The sequence below is a fragment of the Streptomyces sp. TAA486 genome, assembly GCF_000426165.1.
Genome location: NZ_AUEV01000002.1, coordinates 377,957 through 398,371, shown reverse-complemented (window position 1 = coordinate 398,371; position 20,415 = coordinate 377,957). Strand labels below are relative to the sequence as shown.

The window sequence follows — 20,415 nt, the reverse complement described above, 5'->3', positions numbered from 1 at the left end:
TGCTGCTTGCACATACCCCGGCCATGTGCCACACCGTCAGGTGCCGCATACGGCCGGGGGTCACGCGCCCCCCGCTGTGTGCTCCGGCCGGCTTCCGGGTCAGCTGCCCACGGTCAGCAGGTCGTCGAAGTCGCCGTCCTTGGCGCCCTGTACGAACGCCGCCATCTCGGCGGGCGTGTAGATCAGCGCGGGGCCCGAAGGATGGCGCGAGTTGCGCACGGCGACGTGACCGCCCGGCAGGTCGGCGAGCTCGACGCAGTTGCCGTTGGGGTTGCTGCGCGCGCTCTTCCGCCACGTGACGCCCTCGAGACGGGTCGCCTCGATTCCGTTGTCGATCTGCATGAATGGCCTCTCTGTCACTTCCATCTGACAGCTGTACGGGGGGTGTTGGACCGTACTGTCTCACAGCGCGGCGTTCTTGCATCTGTAATTGCAGATGTACTTGCAGCGGTAAGTACGTGTGGGGAGAATGGCTCACGCAGCGGCACTGGAAACGGTGAACGTGCCCCGGCTTCACCGCAGTTCGGCTCATCTGTCCCTCACTCTGGAGTCCTGGTGACCTCATACGGATTCGAACGTCCCGCCTCGGCCGGGCCGCTGGACGCCCAGGCCGCCATCGCGGAGCTCGAACACTGCGACTGGGACGCCCCGTTGACGCGGCTGCTCCTGCTGCTGGAGATCGCCGACCGCCCGGCCTGGCTGCGTGAGGTGGCCCGCAGCGCCCAGCGCGGCGGCTCCGGCGGTTCCTCGGGCACCTGACCACCGGCGGGACCAGAAACACGGCCGGACGGGACGTCACGTCCACAGGGCGTCAGTTCACTCCGCGTCAATCTCGCACCGCCACACTCGGGCGGACACGTCACCTCGTCACCCCGCGGCGCCACGCCTTCTCCCGGCGTTCGCGCGAATCCCGCACACTGGGACATACGGACGAGCCGACCCGAGGAGAGCCGCCAGATGAATGACCGCTCCGCAGCCCCAGCCGCCGAAGGCCGCGTGGTCGTCGGCGTCGACGGATCCGAACCTTCGCTGCGCGCCCTCGACATGGCCGCGGAGGAGGCGGGCCGGAGAGGCGTCGCGCTCGAGATGGCGATTTCCGCCGGATGGCCGCGCCGCTCCAGGGTCCCCGTCACGGAGGCGGACACCGAACGCATCAAGGCCGCCGCGGCGACCGTCCTGGACGACGCGGGGAAGCGCGCCCACGAACACCGTCCCGGACTGCGCGTCATGGCGCAGATCCACACCGAGGCCCTGGCGGCCGACACCCTCGTCAAGGCGAGCAAGAGCGCCGCACTGACCGTGGTAGGAACCCGCGGGCACGGCGGATTCGCCGGGCTGCTCATCGGCTCGGTCAGCCTCCGCGTCGCCACGCACTGCGAGGGCCCCCTGCTCGTCGTGGGCGACAGCCGGAAGGGTGGCGGTACCGAGCGCGGCACCGTCATGGTGGGCCTGCACTCCGAGTCGGACGAGCCCGCGCTGCGCTTCGGCTTCGAGGAGGCCGCCCGCCGCGGCTCGTCCCTGCGTGTCCTGCACGCCTGGCACCAGCCCCGCATGCCCGGCAGGCTCCAAGTGCCGCCCAGCGAGGCCCAGCAGGCCCGCTCCGCGGCCTCGGACCTCGTACGCACGATGGTCGACCCGGTCACCAAGGACCACCCGGGGGTCGAGGTCAGCGCCGACGAACAGGGCGGCAGCCCGGCCGCGACCCTCATCGAGGCCAGCCGCGCCGCCGACGTCCTCGTGATCGCCGTGCACCGCCACCAGCACCGCCGCCTCGGGCTGCAGCTCGGGTCCGTCGCGCACGCGGTGCTGCACCACGCCCACTGCCCGGTCGTGCTGGTGCCCACCAAGACCGGCTGACCCGGCCCGGGCGAGCCAAGCCGCACCCGCCGGCGCTCGAATACTCCACCGGCCTCCAGAACCGTTTACGACCAGCGCCTGCGCGCACCCGCACCACTCCAGCACCGAGCATGTGGAGGCCGACATGACACGCTCCGAGGCGACCGCTCCGACCACCGGCGCGCTTGACGGCGACGAGTACGACGTCATCGTGATCGGAGCGGGGCCGGTGGGGGAGAACGTCGCCGAGCGCGCGCATGCCATGGGACTCGGCGCGGTCGTCGTCGAGAGCGAACTCGTCGGGGGCGACTGCTCCTACTGGGCGTGCATGCCCAGCAAGGCGCTGCTGCGTCCCGTCGCGGCGCTGGCCGACGCCCGGCGCGTGGCCGGCGCCGCGCAGGCCGTGGACGGCGGACTGGACGCGAACGCGGTGCTCGCCCGGCGTACCTCGTTCACCTCGAACTGGCAGGACGGGAGCCAGGTCGCCTGGCTCGAATCGGTCGCGGTCGACCTCGTACGCGGTCACGGCCGCCTCGACGGCCCCCGCCGCGTGGTCGTCGAGACGCCGGACGGCTCGTCCCGGACGCTCACCGCCCGGCATGCCGTCGCCGTCTGCACGGGCAGCCGCGCCGCACTTCCGGACCTGCCGGGCATCGCCGAGGCGCGGCCGTGGACCAGCCGGGACGCCACGTCGTCCAAGGAGGTGCCGGGACGCCTGGCGGTCGTCGGCGGGGGAGTGGTCGGGGCGGAGATGGCCACCGCGTGGCAGGCACTCGGGTCCGACGTGACGGTGCTCGTACGTGGCGACCGGCTGCTGCCCCGCATGGAGCCCTTCGCCGGGGAGCTGGTCGCCGAATCGCTCACGGAGGCCGGGGCGAAGGTGCGTACGGGCGTCTCCGTCGAGGGCCTGGAGCGGCCCTCCCCGGACCGGCCGGTCACGCTGTCACTCAGCGACGGCAGCAGGCTGGAGGTCGACGAGGTGCTCTTCGCCACCGGCCGCAAGCCACGCACCGACGATCTGGGCCTGGAGACGGTGGGCTGCGAGCCGGGCGGCTGGCTGACGGTGGACGACAGCCTCCGGGTGACGGGCGTGCACGGTGGCTGGCTGTACGCGGTGGGCGACGCCAACGGCCGTGTCCTGCTCACGCACCAGGGCAAGTACCAGGCCCGCATCGCGGGGAGCGCCATCGGTGCGCGGGCCGCGGGCGTGCCACTGCTGGAGACCGACCGCTGGGGTGCGCACGCCGCCACCGCCGACCACGACGCCGTGCCGCAGGTCGTCTTCACCGACCCCGAGGCCGCGTCGGTCGGGCTGACCGCCGCGGAGGCGGAACAGCGGGGCCTGCGGGTGCGCGTGGCGGACCTGGACATGGGGGAGGTCGCCGGCGCCGCGCTGTACGCCGACGGCTACCGGGGCCGCGCCCGCATGGTCGTCGACATCGACCGCGAGGTGGTCGTGGGCGTCACCTTCGTCGGTCCGGGCGTCAGCGAACTGCTGCACTCCGCGACCGTCGCCGTGGCCGGCGAGGTGCCGCTGGAGCGGCTGTGGCATGCCGTGCCCTCGTACCCCACGGTCAGCGAGGTGTGGCTGCGGCTGCTCGAGGCCTGCCGGGGCTGACGCGGGCACGTCCGGCCGTCCGGTTGTGCGGGCGTCAGATCCGCGCCGACAGGCGCCTGTCCGCAGCCCGCACGGACCGGCCCCGGGTGGCGGTCCCGGCCCACGGGTCGTCCTCGCCCAGCCTGTCGGCGATGTTGCGGACGTTCCACCGGTCGGGGCGCAGCTTCGGATCGTCCAGCTCCGACCACCCGATCGGCGTGGCCACGGGTGCGCCGGGCCGTGCACGCACCGAATAGGGGGCGACGGCCGTCTGCGCGTAGGCGTTGCGCTGGATGTCCAGGTAGATGCGGTCGCCGCGGTCGGCCTTGCGGGGCTCGTCGGTGAGCCGGCCGGGATGGCGCGCCACGAGTACCCGGGAGACCCTGCGGGCGAATTCCCGTACGGAGTCGAAGTCCGACTTGCGATCGAGGGCAGCGATGACGTGCAGCCCTCGCGAACCCGTCGTCATCAGCTGCGTCGGCAGCTCCACATCCTCCAGCAGTCCGCCCACGCACGACGCCGCCCACCGCACGTCCTCGAAGTCCGCGCCGCCGTTGGGGTCCAGGTCGAAGACGAGCAGGTCCGGATGGTGGGGCCGGTCCGTCTTCGACATCCAGCGGTGCGTGGTGATGCACGCCTGCCCGGCGAGGTACACCAGGGTGTCGGCCTTGTCGCACACCACGTGCCGCACCGTGCCGTTCTCCTTGGGCAGTTCGGCGGTGTGCACCCAGTCTGGGAAGTAGTCGGGGGCGTTCTTCTGCATCAGCGGCTTCCCGCCGATGCCGTCCGGATGGCGCTCCATCATCAGGGCACGGCCGCGCAGCCGTGGTACGGCGCGGGAGGCCACGCGCCGGTAGTGGTCGGCGAGTTCGCTCTTTGTGATCCCGTCGTCCGGGAAGAGCACCTTCTCCGGTCTGCTGATCTCGATGTCCCTCACGCCGCGACGAGTTGACCACCTCCTGCAGCGCAAACCGCCATTCGGCCCTCTCCGGGCTGTTTCGTCCATCACCCGTGGGTCACCCGGGGCCACACCCCGCCGGGTGCTGCCGTCTTGCGCGCAGCGCTTCCCCGAAGCAGTCTCGGACTCCACAGGGCCAAACGCACACGCACCGTCCGTATCCACAGGAGGCGCCGGATCCCATGGATGCCGTGCTGAACGAGGACGAAGCAGCCGCGTACGTCGGCGGCATCTGTTTCAAGACCGGGCCGCCGCGCCGCGTCGGAGTGGAGCTGGAATGGCTCATCCGCGACCGGTCCGCGCCGTCCCGCGCCGTGTCTCCCGGCAGGCTGGAGAAGGCGCTGGACCCGCTGTGGACCCGTGGCCTGCCGGGCGGGAGCAGACTCACACGGGAACCCGGCGGTCAGCTCGAAGTCTCCTCCCCGCCGGGCGAGACGCTCTCCGAGTGCATCGCCGTCACCGCCGCCGATCTGACCGTACTGCGTCACCGGGTTCGCAGCTCCGGGGCGCTGCTCTACGGACGGGGCCTCGACCCGTATCTCAGCCCGCCACGGGTGCTGGAGGATCCCCGCTACCGCGCCATGGAGGCGCACTTCGACCGTTCGGGCCCCTGGGGCCGGATGATGATGAGGGCCACCGCCGCCGTCCAGGTCAGCCTGGACGCGGGTGACGACTCCGACGGGCCCTCCGGCTACCGCTACCGCTGGCGGCTCGCACACCGGCTCGGCCCGGTACTGGTGGCGGCCTTCGCCAACTCGCCGCTGTGGCGCTCCCGTCCGACCGGGTGGGTCTCCACCCGGCAGAGCGTGTGGGCCCGTGCCGACCCCTTGCGCACCGCCCCACCCCGCGCGCACAGCGACCCCCGCGAAGGCTGGGCACGGCACGCGCTCGACGCCGAACTGCTGTGCCTGCGGCGGGATCCGCCGGCCGAATGGACGGCGCCGCCCCGGCTCTCCTTCCGCGCCTGGCTGAAGGGCGCCCACAGGGAACGCCCGCCCACACGCGACGACCTGGACTATCACCTGGGCACGCTCTTCCCGCCGGTGCGCCCGCGCGGCTGGCTGGAGCTGCGGATGATCGACGCGCAGTGCGGCGACGGCTGGATCGCGGCCACTGCCGTCGCGGCGAGCCTGTTGGACGACCCCGTCGCCGCGGATTCCGCGTGGGAAGCGACGGAACCCCTCGAGTGCGACCCGGTGGTGTGGCAGCGCGCCGCGCGGGACGGGCCCGCCGACCCGCTGCTGGGACCGGCGGTGCGCCGGTGCGTCGCGGCCGCGGAGTCCGCGCTCTCCCGTAATGACCACGGCAGCGTGGTGCACGAGGCGGTCGTCGAGTTCGCCGAGCGCTACTCCGAGCGCGGACGCTGCCCCGCCCACGACCAACTGGACACGATGCGCGGCTGAGACCGCGGCTGATCGCCGCGCGCCCGCCCCCGTAGGCGTGCACACCCCGAGAGACAGTCCAGCAGCCTCTGCCGTGGCTGAACTGGAACCGCCTACTCACTAATTAGGAGACACCCGAAGATGTCCGAACACTCAGCCGCGCAGGCCACCACGGCCGAGGCCGCACCCGCGGGCCGTGAGCGTGCGCTCGCTGCTCTGGAGCGGGCACGGCGGCGCACCGAAGCACTCACGGACTGCCTGGACGAGGCCGAACTGACCGCTCAGCACTCCAAGTTGATGTCACCGCTCGCCTGGGACCTGGCGCACGTGGGCAACCAGGAGGACATGTGGCTGCTGCGCGAGGCGGGCGGCACTAGCGGAGTGCGACCCGATCTCGACGCCGTCTACGACGCGTTCCGGACGCCGCGCGCCGACCGGCCCGCCCTGCCGATGCTCTCGCCCGACGCGGCCCGTGCCTACATCGCCGAAGTGCGCGCCCGCGCGCTGGAGGTGCTCTCAGCGCCACCGCCCGACGGCGTCGACAGTGCGCTCTTCGAGGGCGACTTCGTCTTCGGCATGGTCGCCCAGCACGAGCAGCAGCACGACGAGACCATGCTCGCCACGCATCAGCTGCGCCGCGGTCCGGCCGTGCTCGACGCCCCCGATCCTCCCGCGCCCACCTCCCGGGCCACGGACGCGAGGCGCGGTGAAGTGCACGTGCCGGCGGGCCCGTTCACCATGGGCACCTCCACCGAGCCGTGGGCGCTGGACAACGAGCGTCCCGCGCACACCGTCGACGTCCCGGCCTTCGACCTGGACGCCGTGCCCGTGACCAACGGCGCCTACCAGCGCTTCATCGAGGACGGCGGATATCAGGACGAGCGCTGGTGGCACCCCGAGGGCTGGGCGTATGTGCAGAAGACGGAGCTGGCCGCCCCTCTGTTCTGGCGCAGGGACGGAGAGACGTGGCTGCGGCGCCGCTTCGGCTACACCGAGCGAGTCCCGCCCGGAGAGCCGGTGATGCACGTGTGCTGGTACGAGGCCGACGCGTACGCACGCTGGGCCGGGCGCCGGCTGCCGACGGAGGCCGAGTGGGAGAAGGCCGCCCGCCACGACCCGGAGACCGGCGAGTCCCGCCGCTACCCGTGGGGCGACGCCGAACCCGACGAAGGACGCGCCAACTTGGGCCAGCGCCATCTGCGGCCCGCACCCGCCGGCGCCTACGCGGCCGGTGCCGCACCGTGCGGTGCCCGGCAGCTGATCGGCGACGTGTGGGAGTGGACGGCCTCGGACTTCACCGGCTACCCGGGCTTCAGGGCCTTCCCCTATCGCGAGTACTCCGAGGTCTTCTTCGGAGGCGACCACAAGGTGCTGCGCGGCGGGTCGTTCGGCACCGACGAGGTCGCCTGCCGGGGCACGTTCCGCAACTGGGACCTGCCGGTGCGCCGCCAGATCTTCGCCGGGTTCCGCACGGCGCGCAGCAGCGGAGGAGCGGGCTGATGTGCCGCCATCTCGCCTACCTCGGGCCGGCATCGTCCCTGGCCGACCTCGTGATCCGTCCCCCGGGCGGACTGTACGAGCAGTCATGGGCTCCCCGCATGCAGCGGTACGGGACCGTCAACGCCGATGGTTTCGGGCTGGGTTGGTACCCCACACCACAGCCGCAGGGCGGGCACGCGGCAGCAGGGGACGGGCAACTCCCCGCTCGCTACCGCCGAGCCGTTCCCGTCTGGGCCGACGTGAACCTTCCCGACCTCACGCGGGCGGTGCACAGCACAGCAGTGCTCGCCGCTGTGCGCGACGCCACCGAGGGCACCGCTCAGGACGAGACCGCGGCGGCACCGTACGCGGACGGACGGCTGCTCTTCAGCCACAACGGCGCCGTGCGGGACTGGGAGCGCCTCGTCGAGGACCTCGGCCTGGCCATGGCGCCGGCCGAACTGCTCGGGCTGGAGGCCCGCTGCGACTCCGCGCTGCTGTGGGCGCTGCTCACGAGCAGGATCCGCGGGGGTGAGCCGGCAGAGGACGCCCTCGCGTGGCTCGCGGTGCGCATCAGGGGCATACGCCCGGGCGCCCGGCTCAACTTCCTTCTCACGGACGGCCGCACCGTCTGGGCCACCCGCTGCGGCGACACCCTGTGGTACCGCACCGGGCCCGGAAGCGTGCGCGTCGCCTCCGAGCCGGACGACGCCCCCGCCGACGAATCCGAGGCCGGCTGGCAGGAGGTCCCCGAGGATTCGCTGCTCGTGGCCACTGTCTCGTCCGTACGCACCGTCCCCCTGGTCCACACCGCAGAGCGGCCTCCGGCACATGTGTCCGGAGGCGTCACCGGCATTCACGCGAGGAGATCCTGATGACGGGCTGCTTCGACCTCACCCGCCGTCTGCCCGACGGATACTTCACCGACGCGCTCCACACCGACGTGCTCAAGGGGCTCACCGGCCGCCCCAAGACGCTGCCGCCGAAGTGGTTCTACGACGGCCGCGGGAGCGAACTCTTCGAAGAGATCACGCAGTTGCCCGAGTACTACCCGACGCGGGCCGAGCACGCGATCCTCGCCGAGCGCCGCGACGAGATCGCCGCGGCGACCGGTGCCCGCACCCTCGTCGAGCTGGGTTCGGGGTCGTCGCGCAAGACGCGGCTGCTGCTCGACAGCCTGCTGCGGCACGGCACCCTGGAGTCCTACGCCGCGCTCGACGTCAGCGACGACGCGCTGCGCGAGGCCGGCGAGCAGCTGTGCCGCGACTACCCCGATCTGCGGGTCACCGGCTGCGTGACCGACCTGGAGACCGACCTCGGGATGCCGGACCCGGACGCCGCCCCGGGGCCGCGTCTGGTGGCCTTCCTCGGGGGGACCCTCGGCAACCTCGACGGTGAGGCGCGGCCCGCGTTCTACGCCGCGCTGCGCGCCGAACTCCGGCCGGGGGACGCCCTGTTGCTCGGCGTCGACCTGGTCAAGGACCCGAAGGTGCTCGTCCCCGCGTACGACGACGCTCAGGGCGTGACGGCCGAGTTCAACAAGAACGTCCTGCGGGTGCTCAACCGCCGGCTCGGCGCCGGCTTCGACCCGGACGCCTTCCAGCACGTCGCGGTGTGGAACGAGCAGGAGGAGCGGATCGAGATGCGGCTGCGCTCGCTCCGTGCGCAGGCCGTGGAGCTGCCCGCCCTGGGCATGACCGCGGAGTTCGAGGAGGGCGAGGAGATCCTCACGGAGATCGCCGCGAAGTTCCGCCGGGCCCCGTTCACGGACGAACTCGCGCGTGGCGGCTTCGCGTTGAGCCACTGGTGGACGGACGAGGAGGGACGTTTCGCGCTCCTGCTGGCCGAGCCGTCGCCGGCCCGGCCCGGAACGTAACCGCTCAGCCGGTGATGCTCCACGAGAGCGACTGGTCGGCGGCGGCGACCGTCGCGAGCACGGCGAGGTCGGCGACGCCGAGCGTCAGCCCGAGCACCGCCCGGGTGCGGCGCGTCGTGCCGCGCATCAGGGCGAGGCCGGCGAGCACCAGGGCGCACGGGCCGAGGAGGAGGTTGAAGACGAGCAGCCCGGCCAGGCCCATGACGAACGAGGCGACGGCCATGCCGTCGGCGTCACGCAGGCGTGCCGCGGCCGCGGTGCGGGGCTGTTCGCCGGCGGTCTGCGAGTCATTCACCTCGTGTGCCTTCGGGTTCGAAGTGCCGGGCCGGACAAGGGTGTTCATGGCGTTCACGGTCAGCTCCCCTGACGGTGGTGCTTGCGCTCACGGACGGCGAAGATCAGCAGCCAGGCACCGATGGCCGCGGCTGCGGCGAGGGTCGCCGGCAGCGGGATGTGCGCCGCGGTTCCCACCAGGAGTCCCAGCAGGAGGAGTGCGGCAACGATGAAGATCATGTCTGCCCTTTCGTCTCGGAGCTGCGGTGATCGCGGATTCGACCGTCCGCCTCTCCACTTCTCAGTGAACAGTTGGAGTTACAACTGTTCACTGAGAACAGGTTACCTTGGCAGAGGAGCGAGAACACCTGTTTACTCAATGACATGAGCCACACCTCCACGCCGACCGCCCGGGAGACACAGAAGGCCAGGACCCGCAGCGCCCTTCTCGACGCGGGCCTGCGGCTGCTGGAGCACCAGAGCCTCAGCAGTCTCGGCCTGCGCGAGGTCACGCGTGTCGTGGGAGTGGCTCCGGCCGCCTTCTACCGGCACTTCAGGGACATGAGCGATCTGGGAGTCGCCCTCGTCGAGGAGTCGCTCGGATCACTGCACGACGTCGTGCGCGAGATCCTCTCCGGCCCCGCCGACGAGGCCGCACGCATCGAGCGCACCGTCACCGCGATCGCCCGCTACGTACGCGAGCACCCGACGCACATCCGCTTCGTCGTGCGGGAACGCCACGGCGGTGTACCGGCCGTACGGGCCGCCATAGGCGCCGAGTTGGACCGTTTCGCCGAGGAGGTCGCCGATGCGCTGGCCGCCGACGAGGTCTCGGCCGGATGGAGCGCCCAGGACATGCGGATGCTCGGCGAACTCTTCGTCGACCACATGGTCATGACGGCGTCGGCATTCCTGGACGCCGCACTCGGCGAGGGACCGGACGAGGAGAGCGTCGCGCACACCGCACGGCGGCAGCTGCTGCTGGTCAGCACCGGCCGGCGGCACTGGCAGGACGGCTGAGCAGTGGCCGGCGGACCGCCGGCCACTGCCCCGTCAACTGCCCTTGGTGATGCGGAAGGTCTTCACCGCCATGTCGAAGTGCTTCTTGGAAGCGCCCCATTCGGCGTCCGGCGCTGAGAGGTACAGCGCGTAATGCTGCTGGCCCTCCTCGCCGAAGCCGAGGTCCACGGCGTGGTAGGTCCGTGCACGGCCCTGCCACGTGTACTCCCAGATGGCGGCCTTCCGGCCCTGGTAAGTCGTGGCGTTCATACGGAGGTTGCGGTAGCCCGGCGACTTCGCCCGGACCTCGGGCTCCAGCCGGCGCCAGTGCTTGAGCGGGCTGTTGCCCGCGAAGTCCAGCACGCTGAACTTCAGGTCCGTACGACCTGACGGGCCGCCCAGGAAGTCGACCTCCTGGCCGCCCGGCTTCTCCTGCCGCGTCCAGCCTTCGGGCACGTCCACGGAAAAGCCGAGGTCCTCCTTGACGCGCTGGTAGCCCTCCGCGACCGGTGGACGCGGAGGGGGCCCGGACTGGGACGGACCGGAGTGGGAGGCGGACGGACCCGGCTTGCCGGGACCGCCGTCCGAGCCTCCGGCCTCCCGCTTCAGCCACCAGCCGCCGCCCGCGACGGCGGCCACGGCCACCACCGCGCACACGGCCCACGCGGCGGCACGCGACCGGCGCCGCCGCGGAGCGGCGAGGGCCGGGGCGGGAGCGGGGGGAGTGACGGGGGTCGGGGCGGGGGTAGGCGTGGGTTCCCGCGCCCCGTCCCGCCTCGAGCCTGCCGCCGTCTGCTCACGTTCGTTCCATGGTGCGCCCTGAGGCAGCGCCACGGTGCCCGTCGAGCCGGCCAGCCACTCCTCCGCCTGCTGGAGCGTCGGCCGGTCCGCCGGGTCCTTCGCGAGCAGCGCTTCGATCAACTCGCCCAGGACACCGGCTTGTTCCATGGTGCGCGGCGGTTCGCTGGCCGTGGCGTACGCCGTCTCCACCCAGGTGCTCCTGTGGAACGGCGCGATGCCCTCGACCGCCTCGTAGAGTGTCGCGCCCAGTGCCCATGCGTCGGCGGCCGGGCCCGACTCGCCGCCCTGCATCCGCTCCGGGGCCGCGTAGTTGATGGAGCCGACGAACTCCCCGGTGCGAGTGAGAGTGGTCGTGCCGGAGGCCGCGGCGATGCCGAAGTCGGTGAGGACGATGCGCTCCGCGTCCTGCGACAGCAGGACATTGGCGGGCTTCACATCGCGGTGCAGCACCCCTGCCGCGTGGGCGGCACGCAGCGCCGAGGCCATCGCCACTCCCGTGCGGGCCGCGGCCTCGGGCGCCAACGGCCCGTCCTCGCGCAGGACATCGCTGAGCGAACGCGAGGGCACGTACTCCATGACGATGCACGGCAGCCCGTCCTCCTCCACCACGTCGTGCACGACGATGACCCCGGGATGGCTTATCCGGGCCGCGCTGCGCGCCTCGCGGCGCGTGCGCTCGTAGAGCCTGGTCCTCTCGTCGTCGTCCAGATGTGGCGGCACATGCAGTTTCTTGACGGCCACGTGCCGGTCCAGCAGCGTGTCGCCCGCGAGCCACACCGTCCCCATGCCCCCGCGGCCGAGCTGCCGGGAGAGCCGGTACCTCCCCGCCAGCAGCCGGTCCTCGTCGGTCACCTCGTACTCCCCGATCCCCCTTGAACACCCGTTCCAATGGTGAACCCTAGCTGCCCGTACGGGGGCTGGGGCGGCGGACCGGACAGTCGGTTCCGGCCGGGCCGCGGTCGCGGTTCGGGCACCGCTTCGCCGACGGGCCGTCAGGGAGCGTCAACTACCGGAGGACTCGGAGGTGTTGGTGCGCTTCGCCCTGCTCGGTTGTACGCGCTTCGGTTCGCCCTTCACCTTCGGGTGCTCGGGCGGATAGGGAAGGTCGCCGAGCCCGTGCTCATGCTCGTCCCTGTTGGCCAGCTCCAGGGCCGCATCCAGGCGGCAGCGGTGCGCGTCCATCTGCGCGTGCACGTCTCCGACTTCGGCGTACCGCAGCGGCATCGTCACCACGTCGAAGTCGTCGGGATGCGCGCTGCCCAGCTCCTCCCAGCGCAGCGGCGCCGAGACGGTGGCACGGCGGTTGGGGCGCACGGAGTAGGCGCTGGCGATGGTGCGGTCCCGCGCCGTCTGGTTGTAGTCGACGAAGATGCGGCTGCCGCGCTCCTCCTTCCACCACGCCGTGGTGATGCGGGACGGGTCGCGCCGCTCCAGTTCCCTGCCGATGGCGATGGCGGAGCGCCGCACCTGCGCGAAGTTCCACTCGGGCTCGATGGGCACGAAGACGTGCAGTCCGCGGCCGCCGGAGGTCTTCGGCCAGCCACGCAGTCCCAACTCCTCCAGCAGCGGCTGGAGTTGCTGCGCCGCACGTACCGCGTCGCCGAAGTCCGTGCCCGGCTGCGGGTCGAGGTCGATGCGCAGCTCGTCCGGGTGGTCGGTGTCGGCCCTGCGCACCGGCCACGGGTGGAAGGTCAGACAGCCGAGGTTCGCGGCCCACAGCACGGCCGCGGGACCAGTCGGGCAGATCTCGTCCGCGTGCCGTCCGCTGGGGAAGCTGATCCTGGCCGTGGGGATCCAGTCGGGGAGGTTCTTGGGAGCGCGCTTCTGGAAGAACGACTCGCCGCCGATGCCCTCCGGATACCGCTCGAGAGTGGTCGGCCGCTCGAAGAGCGCACGTGCGATGCCGTCCGCGACGGTCACGTAGTACCGGGCGACGTCAAGCTTGGTGAGCCCGCGCTCGGGAAAGTAGACCTTGTCCGGGCTGGACAGCCGCACCTTCTGCCCGCCGACCGTAAGCTCCACCGCCTCACCCATGCCGCAACGCTATGCGGCCCTGTGCCGGATCGCCTCCCGGCGGACGGTAAAGCTTCGAACTGCAGCCGTGCGGCGGGGCAGTGCAGGCAAGGGCGGTGCGGGGGCCGCGGCTCCCGCACCGCCGGGCCTCAGATGCCGAACGGCACGGCGTAGCGCACGGTCCCGCTCGGTAGCCGGTAGCCGGTAGCCGGTAGCCGGCGGCCGGCCCCGAGCGCGAGTGCCATCCCGCCTCGTCCGGGGCCTCGATGGGCAGGCCGATGCCGTGGAGGGAGGCCCGGGTGAAACCGAACCTGGGGTAGTAGGCCGGGTGGCCCAGGACGACGACGTGGTGCTCACCCGACGCCTCCGCCGCCCGCGGAACGGCGCGGACGGCGGCAGGGCCTGCCCCCGTGCCCTGCTCCTCGGTCCCCCGGCCGGACCCCGGCCGGACACGAACGCGCATCACTCTAGGGGAGCGGGCCCGCACCCCGCCCCGCTGCGCGGCGGCTTCCGCCGTCGAGTCACCAGTCGTGCACCGACCCGTCCAGCCGGCGGCTGACCGGCAGATACCTCGGCTCGTACGGAAAGCGCGCAGCGGCCTTCTCGTCGAGTTCCACGCCGAGCCCGGGGTCGTCCGACGGGTACAGGGCCCCGTCCCGCAGTTCGTAGGAGGGACGGAACACCTCGTGGGTGAGCGGGTCGTGCTCCATGTACTCCTGGATGCCGAAGTTCGGCACGGTCACGTCGAGATGGACGGCCGCCGCCATGCTCACCGGCGACAGGTCCGTCGCCCCGTGCGATCCCGTACGCACCTGGTACAGCTCCGCGAGGTTGAAGATGCGCCGCAGGTGGGTGATGCCTCCCGCGTGGGCGACGGAGGCACGGATGTAGTCGATCAGGCGCTCGGTGATGAGCTGCCGGCAGTCCCAGACGGAGTTGAAGACCTCGCCGACGGCGATCGGGGTCGTGGTCGCCCGGCGGATGTCACGGAAACTCTCCTGGGCCTCCGCGGGGGAGGGGTCCTCCATCCAGTACAGACGCAGGTCTTCCACCCTGCGTCCGAAGTGCCCGGCTTCCGTCGGTGTCAGCCGGTGGTGCACGTCGTGGAGCAGATGCAGCCCGAACCCGAATTTCTCGCGCACGGCAGCGAGGTAGCCGGGCGCGAAGTCGAGATACGCCTCGGTCGACCAGGGCTGCTCCTCGGGCAGGGCAGCCGCCGCGGGCTCGTAGAGCGAGCCGCGGCGGATTCCGTAGGTGCCGGAGACGCCGGGAACGGCGGCCTGGGCCCGCACCGCCCGGTAGCCCAGATCCCTGAACCGGGCGACGTCGTCAAGCAGTTCGGGCACGGTGGCGCCGCTGGCGTGCCCGTAGACCATGGCGCCCTCGCGGGCACGCCCGCCGAGCAGGTCGTGCACCGGCATGCCGGCCACCTTGCCCTTGATGTCCCACAGGGCGGTGTCGACAGCGGCAATCGCGGTCATGGTCACGGGCCCGCGGCGCCAGTACGCGCCCTTGTAGAGGTACTGCCACATGTCCTCGATGCGGGCCGGGTCCCGTCCGCTCAGCAGCGGCACCACGTGGTCCCGCAGATAGGAGGCCACCGCGAGTTCCCGGCCGTTGAGCGTCGCGTCGCCGAGCCCGGTGACACCGTCGGACGTCGTGATCTTGAGTGTTACGAAGTTCCGGCCGGGCGAGGTGACGATGACGTCTGCCCCTGTGATGGCGGCCATTCGCTCGCGTCCTTCCCTGACATGTGCGGCCAGGCCGCGTACTCCCTGCCGCCCCGGCGACCGGGGGCGGTCTCCGGCACGAAGAACAGCGCGACGATGCTGACTGCGATCAGAGCGCCGACGTACAGCCCGACCCAGGCGTACGAGCCGTCACCCGCGATCAGCAGGGCGGTCGCCGCCACCGTGAACGGACCGCTGGCGATCATCGACCCGAACTGCCAGACGACCGATACGCCGCTGTAGCGCGTGGCCGCCGGGAAGAGCTCGGGGAAGAACGAGGCCTGCGGCGCGTACGTACCCGCGTGACCCAGGGCGAGCCCGGCCACGAGCAGGACGATGATCACGGCCATGTTGCCGGTCTGCACCGCCTCGAACGCCGGTACCACCAGCAGCAGATTCAGCACGGCGGCTGCCAGATAGACCGGTCGCCTCCCGACGCGGTCGGTGAGCCGGCCGAGCAGCGGGATCATCGCCAGTTCCGCGACGATCGCGATGATGACCGCGTCGAGGACCATCGCGGAATCCACGCCCTGGTCCTCGGCGTAGGCCACCAGGAAGACCGTGTAGAAGGGGAAGACGGCCGCCTCGACGAACTTGACCAGGAGCCCGCCGAGGACCTCGCGGCGGTTGTCCCGCATCAGCGTCCGCACCGGATTGGCAGCCTTCGTCTTCGCCGGACTCCGTTCCTTCTCCGCCAGGAACTCCGCGGACTCCTCGACCCGGAGCCGGATGAACAGCCCTACGACGACCACGAGTGCCGAGAGCAGGAACGGAACCCGCCAGCCCCAGGAGAGGAAGGCCTCCTCGGAGAGCGTCCCGGTGAGGACGGCGAAGAGCCCCGTGGGGATGAGGTAGGCGGCCGGTGATCCCAGCTGCACCAGGGACGCGTAGAAGCCGCGGCGTGGCGGTGGTGCCGCCTCGGCGGTCAGCAGCACGGCACCGCCCTGCTCGCCCCCCACGCCGAAGCCCTGGATGAGACGGACGAGGACCAGGACCACCGCGGCCCAGATGCCGATCTGGTCGTACGTGGGCAGCAGACCGACCACGAAGGTTCCGAGCCCTGTGAGCAGCAGCGTGTACACCAGGGCCTTCTTCCGGCCGATCCGGTCGCCCACGTGCCCCCACACCAGGCCGCCCAGCGGCCGTGCGAAGAAGCCCACGGCGTAGGTCGAGAAGGCGGCGAGCGTGCCCACAGTGGGGTCGACGTCGGGGAAGAAGACCTTGTTGAACGCGAGCGCCGAGGCCGTCCCGTAGATGAAGAAGTCGTAGTACTCGGCGATCGTGCCGACGACGGACGCTCCCACGGTCCGCCGCAGCCCCCGCGGGCCTGGCTGCGCGGCGCCTGGGTGTCCGGACATGGATCCGCCTCCTGAACGGCTGAAAAGAGCCATACGGCTGAGTCGTGTCGGCTACCATACAAGTGTTCCAGTAAGCGTCAACAGTTCGACGGAGGCCGGGAGTGGACTCGATACGGGGACTGAGCGCCGCGCGTGCCCAGGGGCGCAACACGAGACGGCTGGTCCACGGGCTGCTGCGCTCCCGTGTTGTCGCCCTCGAACTGCCGCCTGGGACACCGCTGTCGGAGAACGACCTGGCCGCCGAACTGGGGGTGAGCCGCACCCCGGTGCGGGAGAGCCTGATCCTCCTCCGCGAGGAAGGGCTGGTCGACGTCTATCCGCAGCTGGGCACCTTCGTCTCCCGCATACGGGAGAAGGACGTGGCCTCCGCGCAGTTCGTCCGCGAAGCTCTCGAGTGCGCGGCCCTGCGGGATGCCGTCGACGTTGTGACGGAGGACGACATCGCTGCCCTGCGCGCCCTCCTCGACGGACAGGCGGAAGCGGAACGGCGGGAGGACACCGACGGCTTCTTCCGCCTGGACGAGGAGTTCCACGCCCGGCTGATGGCCGTGAGCGGACACGGGGACGCCTGGCCCGTTGTGAGCCAGGCCAAGACGCAGCTCGACCGGGCGCGCCGGCTCTCCCTTCCGCTCACGCAGCAGCTGTCCCTGCTGATCGGCCAGCACCGCGCGGTGGTCGACCTGCTCGCCGAGCGCGATCTCGACGGGGCGGAGGACGCGCTCCGCTCCCACCTCCGTCTGGTCTTCTCGGACGTCGGGAAGATCCGCGCCCGGCATCCGGAGCTCTTCAGCGACGAGGACGCCTCGGTGCCCCATCCGCCGAGGCGCTCCGCCCGTGGCCGGGCAGCGGCCCCCGAAGGAGCGGCCCCCGGAGGGGACTGACACCGCCGCGCTTGCCTGCGTTCCTCCCGTTACGCGCAGAGCAGGCGGGCGCGCCCGCGCGGGAATACAGTGCTGGGCATGGATCTGCCGGTGATGCCGCCCGTCAAGCCGATGCTCGCCAAGCTCGCCTCGAAGATTCCGGCGGGCATGCAATACGAGGCGAAGTGGGACGGCTTCCGCGCCATCGTCTTCCGCGACGGCGAGGAGACCGAGATCGGCAGCCGAACCGGCAAGTCCCTCAAGCGCTACTTCCCCGAACTGGTCACGGCGCTGCTTGCGAACCTCCCCGAGCGCTGCGTCGTGGACGGGGAGATCGTCGTCGCCCGCAACGACAGGCTCGACTTCGACGCCCTCGGCCAGCGCATCCACCCTGCCGACTCACGGGTGCGGATGCTCGCCGAGCAGACCCCGGCGTCCTTCGTCGCCTTCGACATACTCGCGCTCGGCGACGACTCGCTCATGGAGACGCCACTGGAGGAGCGCCGCACGATCCTCGAGCGCGCACTGCGCCCGGCGCGCGACCCGGTCTTCGTGGCCCCCGCGACCACCGACATCGACCTGGCCAGGCAGTGGTTCGACCAGTTCGAAGGCGCCGGGCTCGACGGACTCGTGGCCAAGGCGCCCAACCTGCCCTACCGGCCCGACGAACGCCTGATGGTGAAGATCAAACACGAGCGAACGGCGGACTGCGTCCTCGCGGGGTTGCGCCCGCACAAGAGCGGTGAGGGCGTCGGTTCGCTGCTGCTCGGCCTCTACGACGACTCCGGCACGCTCCAGCACGTCGGGGTCTGCGCCTCCTTCACCATGAAGCGGCGCCGCGAGTTGATGGACGAGCTGGAACCGCTGCGGATGTCCGACCCCGCGGCGCACCCGTGGGCGCGCTGGCAGAGCGAGGAGGCCCACATGCAGAGCCGCATGCCGGGTGCGCCGAGCCGCTGGAGCGGCACGAAGGACCTCTCGTGGGTACCGCTGCGCCCCGAGCGGGTCTGCGAGGTGGCCTACGACCACATGGAGGGGGACCGCTTCCGGCACACCACGCAGTTCCGGCGCTGGCGCACCGACCGCGATCCGCAGGGATGCACCTACTCCCAGCTCGAAGAGCCCGTCAGTTACGACCTGTCCCGCATGCTGACCGAGTCCCCGGAGACCCCCACCTGAGCACCTGAGAAGGGACGACGCCATGGGCCACCTGATGTGCCATCGCAGACATCACCGGCGCAGTCACCGCATCCACAGCATCCGCCACGACATCGGACTCCTCGCGCTGCGCCTCGGCACCGGAGGCGTGCTCTTCGCACACGGTACGCAGAAGCTCTTCGGCTGGTTCGGCGGTCACGGCCTGGAGGGGACCGGCAAGTTCATGGAGCAGGCCGGCTTCCGGCCGGGACGGGCGAACGCCCTCGCCTCCGGCCTCGGTGAGGCCGGAGGCGGAACGCTGCTCGCACTGGGCCTGGGAACTCCCGGAGCCGGCGCTGCCGTTGCGGCCGCCATGGCGGGTGCCGCCTCGATCCACGCGCCGGCGGGGTTCTTCAACGACCAGGGTGGACTGGAGTTTCCGGCGTTCATGGGGCTGGCAGGGTCGGCGCTCGCACTCTCGGGCCCGGGCGGCCTCTCCCTCGACCACCTCCTGGGTCACCGGCTCAACCAGCCCTGGATGCCGGCGGTGACGTTCGTCGCCGCGGCGGCCGCCGCGGCCTGCGTCATCTCCCGGCGGGCGCGCGTCCTGCGGGACGCCGAGGAGGAGAGGGGCACTCAGCCGGGCTGATCACCCGCGTCCGGCCGGCCTCACTGGTCGGACGGCTCGTCCTCCGGTGCGGCGGCGGACTGGCGTACCTCTTCCATGTCCAGGTTCCGGGCCTGCCCGATCAGGTCCTCGAGGGCGGATTCGGGCAGCGCTCCCGGCTGCGAGAAGACGACGATGCGGTCCCGCACGATCGTCAGCGTGGGGATCGACTGGACCTCGAAGGCCGCGGCCAGCTCCTGCTCGGTCTCGGTGTCCACCTTGGCGAACGTCAGGTCCGAGTGACGCTCGGCGGCAGCCTCGTAGACCGGCTCGAACTGGCGACACGGACCGCACCAGCCCGCCCAGAAGTCGATCAGTACGAAGCCGTCGTCAGCGACGACGTCGTCGAAGTTGTCCTTGGTGAGCTCCGTGGTGCTCATGTGCTCTCCTGCTGTTGAAGACGGTGTCGGACCGTGACGGCCCTCGGCCGGGACCGGCGCTTGAGGCCGGGAGTCCCGGACCGCGTTCCCACGGTCGCACGCGGCGTAAACCGCTCGTCCGGCCCCGATGTTCCGCAAGCGCTGTCATGAATGTCTCCCGGAACTCTTGACCGAGGGCAGACCATCGCTATGGTCTAGACTAATGGCGAGCGTGAATACCGGGTCCCCCAGCTCGAAGCCGTCAGAACTCCCCACGGCTGCCCTTCGCCGCTGACGGGGCGTGCCTTCACATCGCCTCCGTTCTCAACGAGGCCGTCCGTAAGGGTGTGCGGCACCTGTGTGTCCTCCCCTCCTCGCCGCTTGCCGTCGGCCGGACCGTGAAGGAGTTGCCATGAACTTCAAGAGAAAGCTCGCGGCCGGAATCGGGGCGGGGATCGCGCCCCTGCTCGTCCTCACGCTGCCGGCGTCCCCGGCCAGCGCGCACGGCTACGTCAACTCGCCGCCGAGCCGTCAGGCGCAGTGTGCCGCCGGCACGGTCGAGTGCGGGGACATCACGTGGGAGCCGCAGAGCGTCGAGGGGCCCAAGGGGCTCACCAGCTGCAGCGGCGGCAATTCGCGGTTCGCCGAGCTGGATGACGACGGGAAGGGCTGGGCGGTCACGAACGTCGGCAGCTCGACGAGCTTCCAGTGGCGTCTGACGGCACGTCATTCGACCAGCACCTGGCAGTACTTCGTCGGCGGCTCGAAGATCGCGGAGTTCGACGACGGCGGTGCGCAGCCCGGGGAGACCGTCACGCACCAGGTCGACTTCGGCGGTCTGAAGGGCAAGCAGAAGGTGCTCGCCGTCTGGAACATCGCCGACACGGCCAACGCCTTCTACGCCTGCGTCGATGTGAACATCGGCTGAAGAGGACCAGTCTGCTGATCCGCCGCGGCGCCGCCGGAGGAGGTCTCTCCGGCGGCGCCGTCATGTGCGGCCGGGCCCTCTCGCGGCGGGTGTCCTGGCGCTTCGCCGCCCGCGGCACCTCCGCGCGACCATGGAAGAAGACCGCGTGGGAGACTGGTGGGA

21 protein-coding genes and 1 pseudogene are annotated in these 20,415 nt (G+C 71.4%); 12 read left to right on the top strand and 10 right to left on the bottom strand.

Going from position 1 to position 20,415, the window contains the following annotated elements; all coding sequences use genetic code 11:
- Positions 1-99: 99 nt before the first annotated feature.
- Positions 100-342, bottom strand: a complete 243-nt coding sequence (locus tag I004_RS0105715) for a DUF397 domain-containing protein (protein ID WP_199779332.1) — start codon at positions 340-342, stop codon at positions 100-102.
- Between the two features lie 213 nt (positions 343-555).
- Between I004_RS0105715 and I004_RS32455 the strand changes: the two genes are divergently transcribed.
- The 3 genes from I004_RS32455 to I004_RS0105700 all read left to right on the top strand — a co-directional run bounded on the left by I004_RS32455 (position 556) and on the right by I004_RS0105700 (position 3,454).
- Positions 556-759 (top strand): hypothetical protein, encoded by a 204-nt coding sequence (locus tag I004_RS32455; RefSeq protein WP_037975058.1) that lies wholly within the window; start codon positions 556-558, stop codon positions 757-759.
- Positions 760-957: 198 nt separating this feature from the next.
- A complete protein-coding gene (locus tag I004_RS0105705) occupies positions 958-1,857 on the top strand; it encodes a universal stress protein (protein WP_028434683.1) in 900 nt (299 codons plus the stop codon).
- A gap of 124 nt (positions 1,858-1,981) precedes the next feature.
- The gene (locus tag I004_RS0105700) at positions 1,982-3,454 is read left to right on the top strand and encodes a dihydrolipoyl dehydrogenase family protein (protein WP_028434682.1); all 1,473 of its coding nucleotides are present in this window, start codon (positions 1,982-1,984) and stop codon (positions 3,452-3,454) included.
- Between the two features lie 34 nt (positions 3,455-3,488).
- Here the strand turns inward: I004_RS0105700 and ligD (I004_RS0105695) are convergent, their stop codons facing one another.
- Positions 3,489-4,439: a non-homologous end-joining DNA ligase gene (gene ligD / locus I004_RS0105695; RefSeq protein ID WP_051344736.1), complete on the bottom strand. Its 951-nt coding sequence runs from the start codon at positions 4,437-4,439 to the stop codon at positions 3,489-3,491.
- Positions 4,440-4,573: 134 nt separating this feature from the next.
- Between ligD (I004_RS0105695) and egtA the strand changes: the two genes are divergently transcribed.
- The 4 genes from egtA to egtD all read left to right on the top strand — a co-directional run bounded on the left by egtA (position 4,574) and on the right by egtD (position 9,128).
- Positions 4,574-5,794, top strand: a complete 1,221-nt coding sequence (gene egtA / locus I004_RS0105690; protein ID WP_028434680.1) for an ergothioneine biosynthesis glutamate--cysteine ligase EgtA — start codon at positions 4,574-4,576, stop codon at positions 5,792-5,794.
- 120 nt (positions 5,795-5,914) lie between these two features.
- Positions 5,915-7,273 carry an ergothioneine biosynthesis protein EgtB gene (egtB, locus tag I004_RS0105685; protein WP_028434679.1) on the top strand — a complete coding sequence of 453 codons (1,359 nt, stop codon included), beginning with the start codon at positions 5,915-5,917 and terminating at the stop codon, positions 7,271-7,273.
- A complete protein-coding gene (gene egtC, locus I004_RS32450) occupies positions 7,273-8,127 on the top strand; it encodes an ergothioneine biosynthesis protein EgtC (protein ID WP_051344735.1) in 855 nt (284 codons plus the stop codon). The genes egtB and egtC overlap by 1 nt, the downstream gene beginning before the upstream one ends.
- On the top strand, positions 8,127-9,128 hold the full coding sequence (gene egtD / locus I004_RS0105675) for an L-histidine N(alpha)-methyltransferase (protein ID WP_028434678.1): 1,002 nt from the start codon (positions 8,127-8,129) through the stop codon (positions 9,126-9,128). The genes egtC and egtD overlap by 1 nt, the downstream gene beginning before the upstream one ends.
- Before the next feature lie 4 nt (positions 9,129-9,132).
- Here egtD and I004_RS0105670 read toward each other — a convergent pair whose 3' ends face one another.
- Both I004_RS0105670 and I004_RS39800 read right to left on the bottom strand, forming a co-directional pair.
- Positions 9,133-9,471 carry a DUF4190 domain-containing protein gene (locus I004_RS0105670; protein WP_486579757.1) on the bottom strand — a complete coding sequence of 113 codons (339 nt, stop codon included), beginning with the start codon at positions 9,469-9,471 and terminating at the stop codon, positions 9,133-9,135.
- 11 nt (positions 9,472-9,482) lie between these two features.
- On the bottom strand, positions 9,483-9,641 hold the full coding sequence (locus tag I004_RS39800; RefSeq protein WP_199779331.1) for a hypothetical protein: 159 nt from the start codon (positions 9,639-9,641) through the stop codon (positions 9,483-9,485).
- A gap of 144 nt (positions 9,642-9,785) precedes the next feature.
- On the opposite strand from I004_RS39800, the gene I004_RS0105660 reads away from it, so the two are divergent.
- Positions 9,786-10,421 (top strand): TetR family transcriptional regulator, encoded by a 636-nt coding sequence (locus tag I004_RS0105660; protein WP_028434676.1) that lies wholly within the window; start codon positions 9,786-9,788, stop codon positions 10,419-10,421.
- A gap of 33 nt (positions 10,422-10,454) precedes the next feature.
- Here the strand turns inward: I004_RS0105660 and I004_RS0105655 are convergent, their stop codons facing one another.
- The 5 genes and pseudogenes from I004_RS0105655 to I004_RS32445 all read right to left on the bottom strand — a co-directional run bounded on the left by I004_RS0105655 (position 10,455) and on the right by I004_RS32445 (position 16,302).
- Positions 10,455-12,053: a serine/threonine-protein kinase gene (locus I004_RS0105655; RefSeq protein WP_037975056.1), complete on the bottom strand. Its 1,599-nt coding sequence runs from the start codon at positions 12,051-12,053 to the stop codon at positions 10,455-10,457.
- 150 nt (positions 12,054-12,203) lie between these two features.
- Complete coding sequence (gene ligD / locus I004_RS0105650; protein WP_028434674.1) at positions 12,204-13,235, bottom strand: non-homologous end-joining DNA ligase; 1,032 nt, start codon at positions 13,233-13,235, stop codon at positions 12,204-12,206.
- A gap of 128 nt (positions 13,236-13,363) precedes the next feature.
- A pseudogene (locus I004_RS40175) lies at positions 13,364-13,638 on the bottom strand (GNAT family N-acetyltransferase); the annotation flags it as partial.
- A gap of 97 nt (positions 13,639-13,735) precedes the next feature.
- A complete protein-coding gene (gene manD / locus I004_RS0105645; protein ID WP_028434673.1) occupies positions 13,736-14,944 on the bottom strand; it encodes a D-mannonate dehydratase ManD in 1,209 nt (402 codons plus the stop codon).
- A complete protein-coding gene (locus tag I004_RS32445) occupies positions 14,887-16,302 on the bottom strand; it encodes an MFS transporter (protein WP_078510858.1) in 1,416 nt (471 codons plus the stop codon). The genes manD and I004_RS32445 overlap by 58 nt, the downstream gene beginning before the upstream one ends.
- 101 nt (positions 16,303-16,403) lie before the next feature.
- Here I004_RS32445 and I004_RS0105635 point away from each other — a divergent pair, with 101 nt between their 5' ends.
- The 3 genes from I004_RS0105635 to I004_RS0105625 all read left to right on the top strand — a co-directional run bounded on the left by I004_RS0105635 (position 16,404) and on the right by I004_RS0105625 (position 18,948).
- Positions 16,404-17,183 (top strand): GntR family transcriptional regulator, encoded by a 780-nt coding sequence (locus I004_RS0105635; RefSeq protein WP_106965267.1) that lies wholly within the window; start codon positions 16,404-16,406, stop codon positions 17,181-17,183.
- Positions 17,184-17,261: 78 nt separating this feature from the next.
- The gene (locus I004_RS0105630) at positions 17,262-18,341 is read left to right on the top strand and encodes an ATP-dependent DNA ligase (protein ID WP_028434671.1); all 1,080 of its coding nucleotides are present in this window, start codon (positions 17,262-17,264) and stop codon (positions 18,339-18,341) included.
- 22 nt (positions 18,342-18,363) lie between these two features.
- On the top strand, positions 18,364-18,948 hold the full coding sequence (locus I004_RS0105625; protein WP_486579756.1) for a DoxX family protein: 585 nt from the start codon (positions 18,364-18,366) through the stop codon (positions 18,946-18,948).
- 20 nt (positions 18,949-18,968) lie between these two features.
- Here the strand turns inward: I004_RS0105625 and I004_RS0105620 are convergent, their stop codons facing one another.
- The gene (locus I004_RS0105620; RefSeq protein ID WP_028434669.1) at positions 18,969-19,346 is read right to left on the bottom strand and encodes a thioredoxin domain-containing protein; all 378 of its coding nucleotides are present in this window, start codon (positions 19,344-19,346) and stop codon (positions 18,969-18,971) included.
- A 391-nt stretch (positions 19,347-19,737) separates the two neighbouring features.
- On the opposite strand from I004_RS0105620, the gene I004_RS0105615 reads away from it, so the two are divergent.
- Entirely contained in the window at positions 19,738-20,253 is a 516-nt protein-coding gene (locus I004_RS0105615; RefSeq protein WP_028434668.1) for a lytic polysaccharide monooxygenase, read from the top strand.
- Positions 20,254-20,415: the final 162 nt, after the last annotated feature.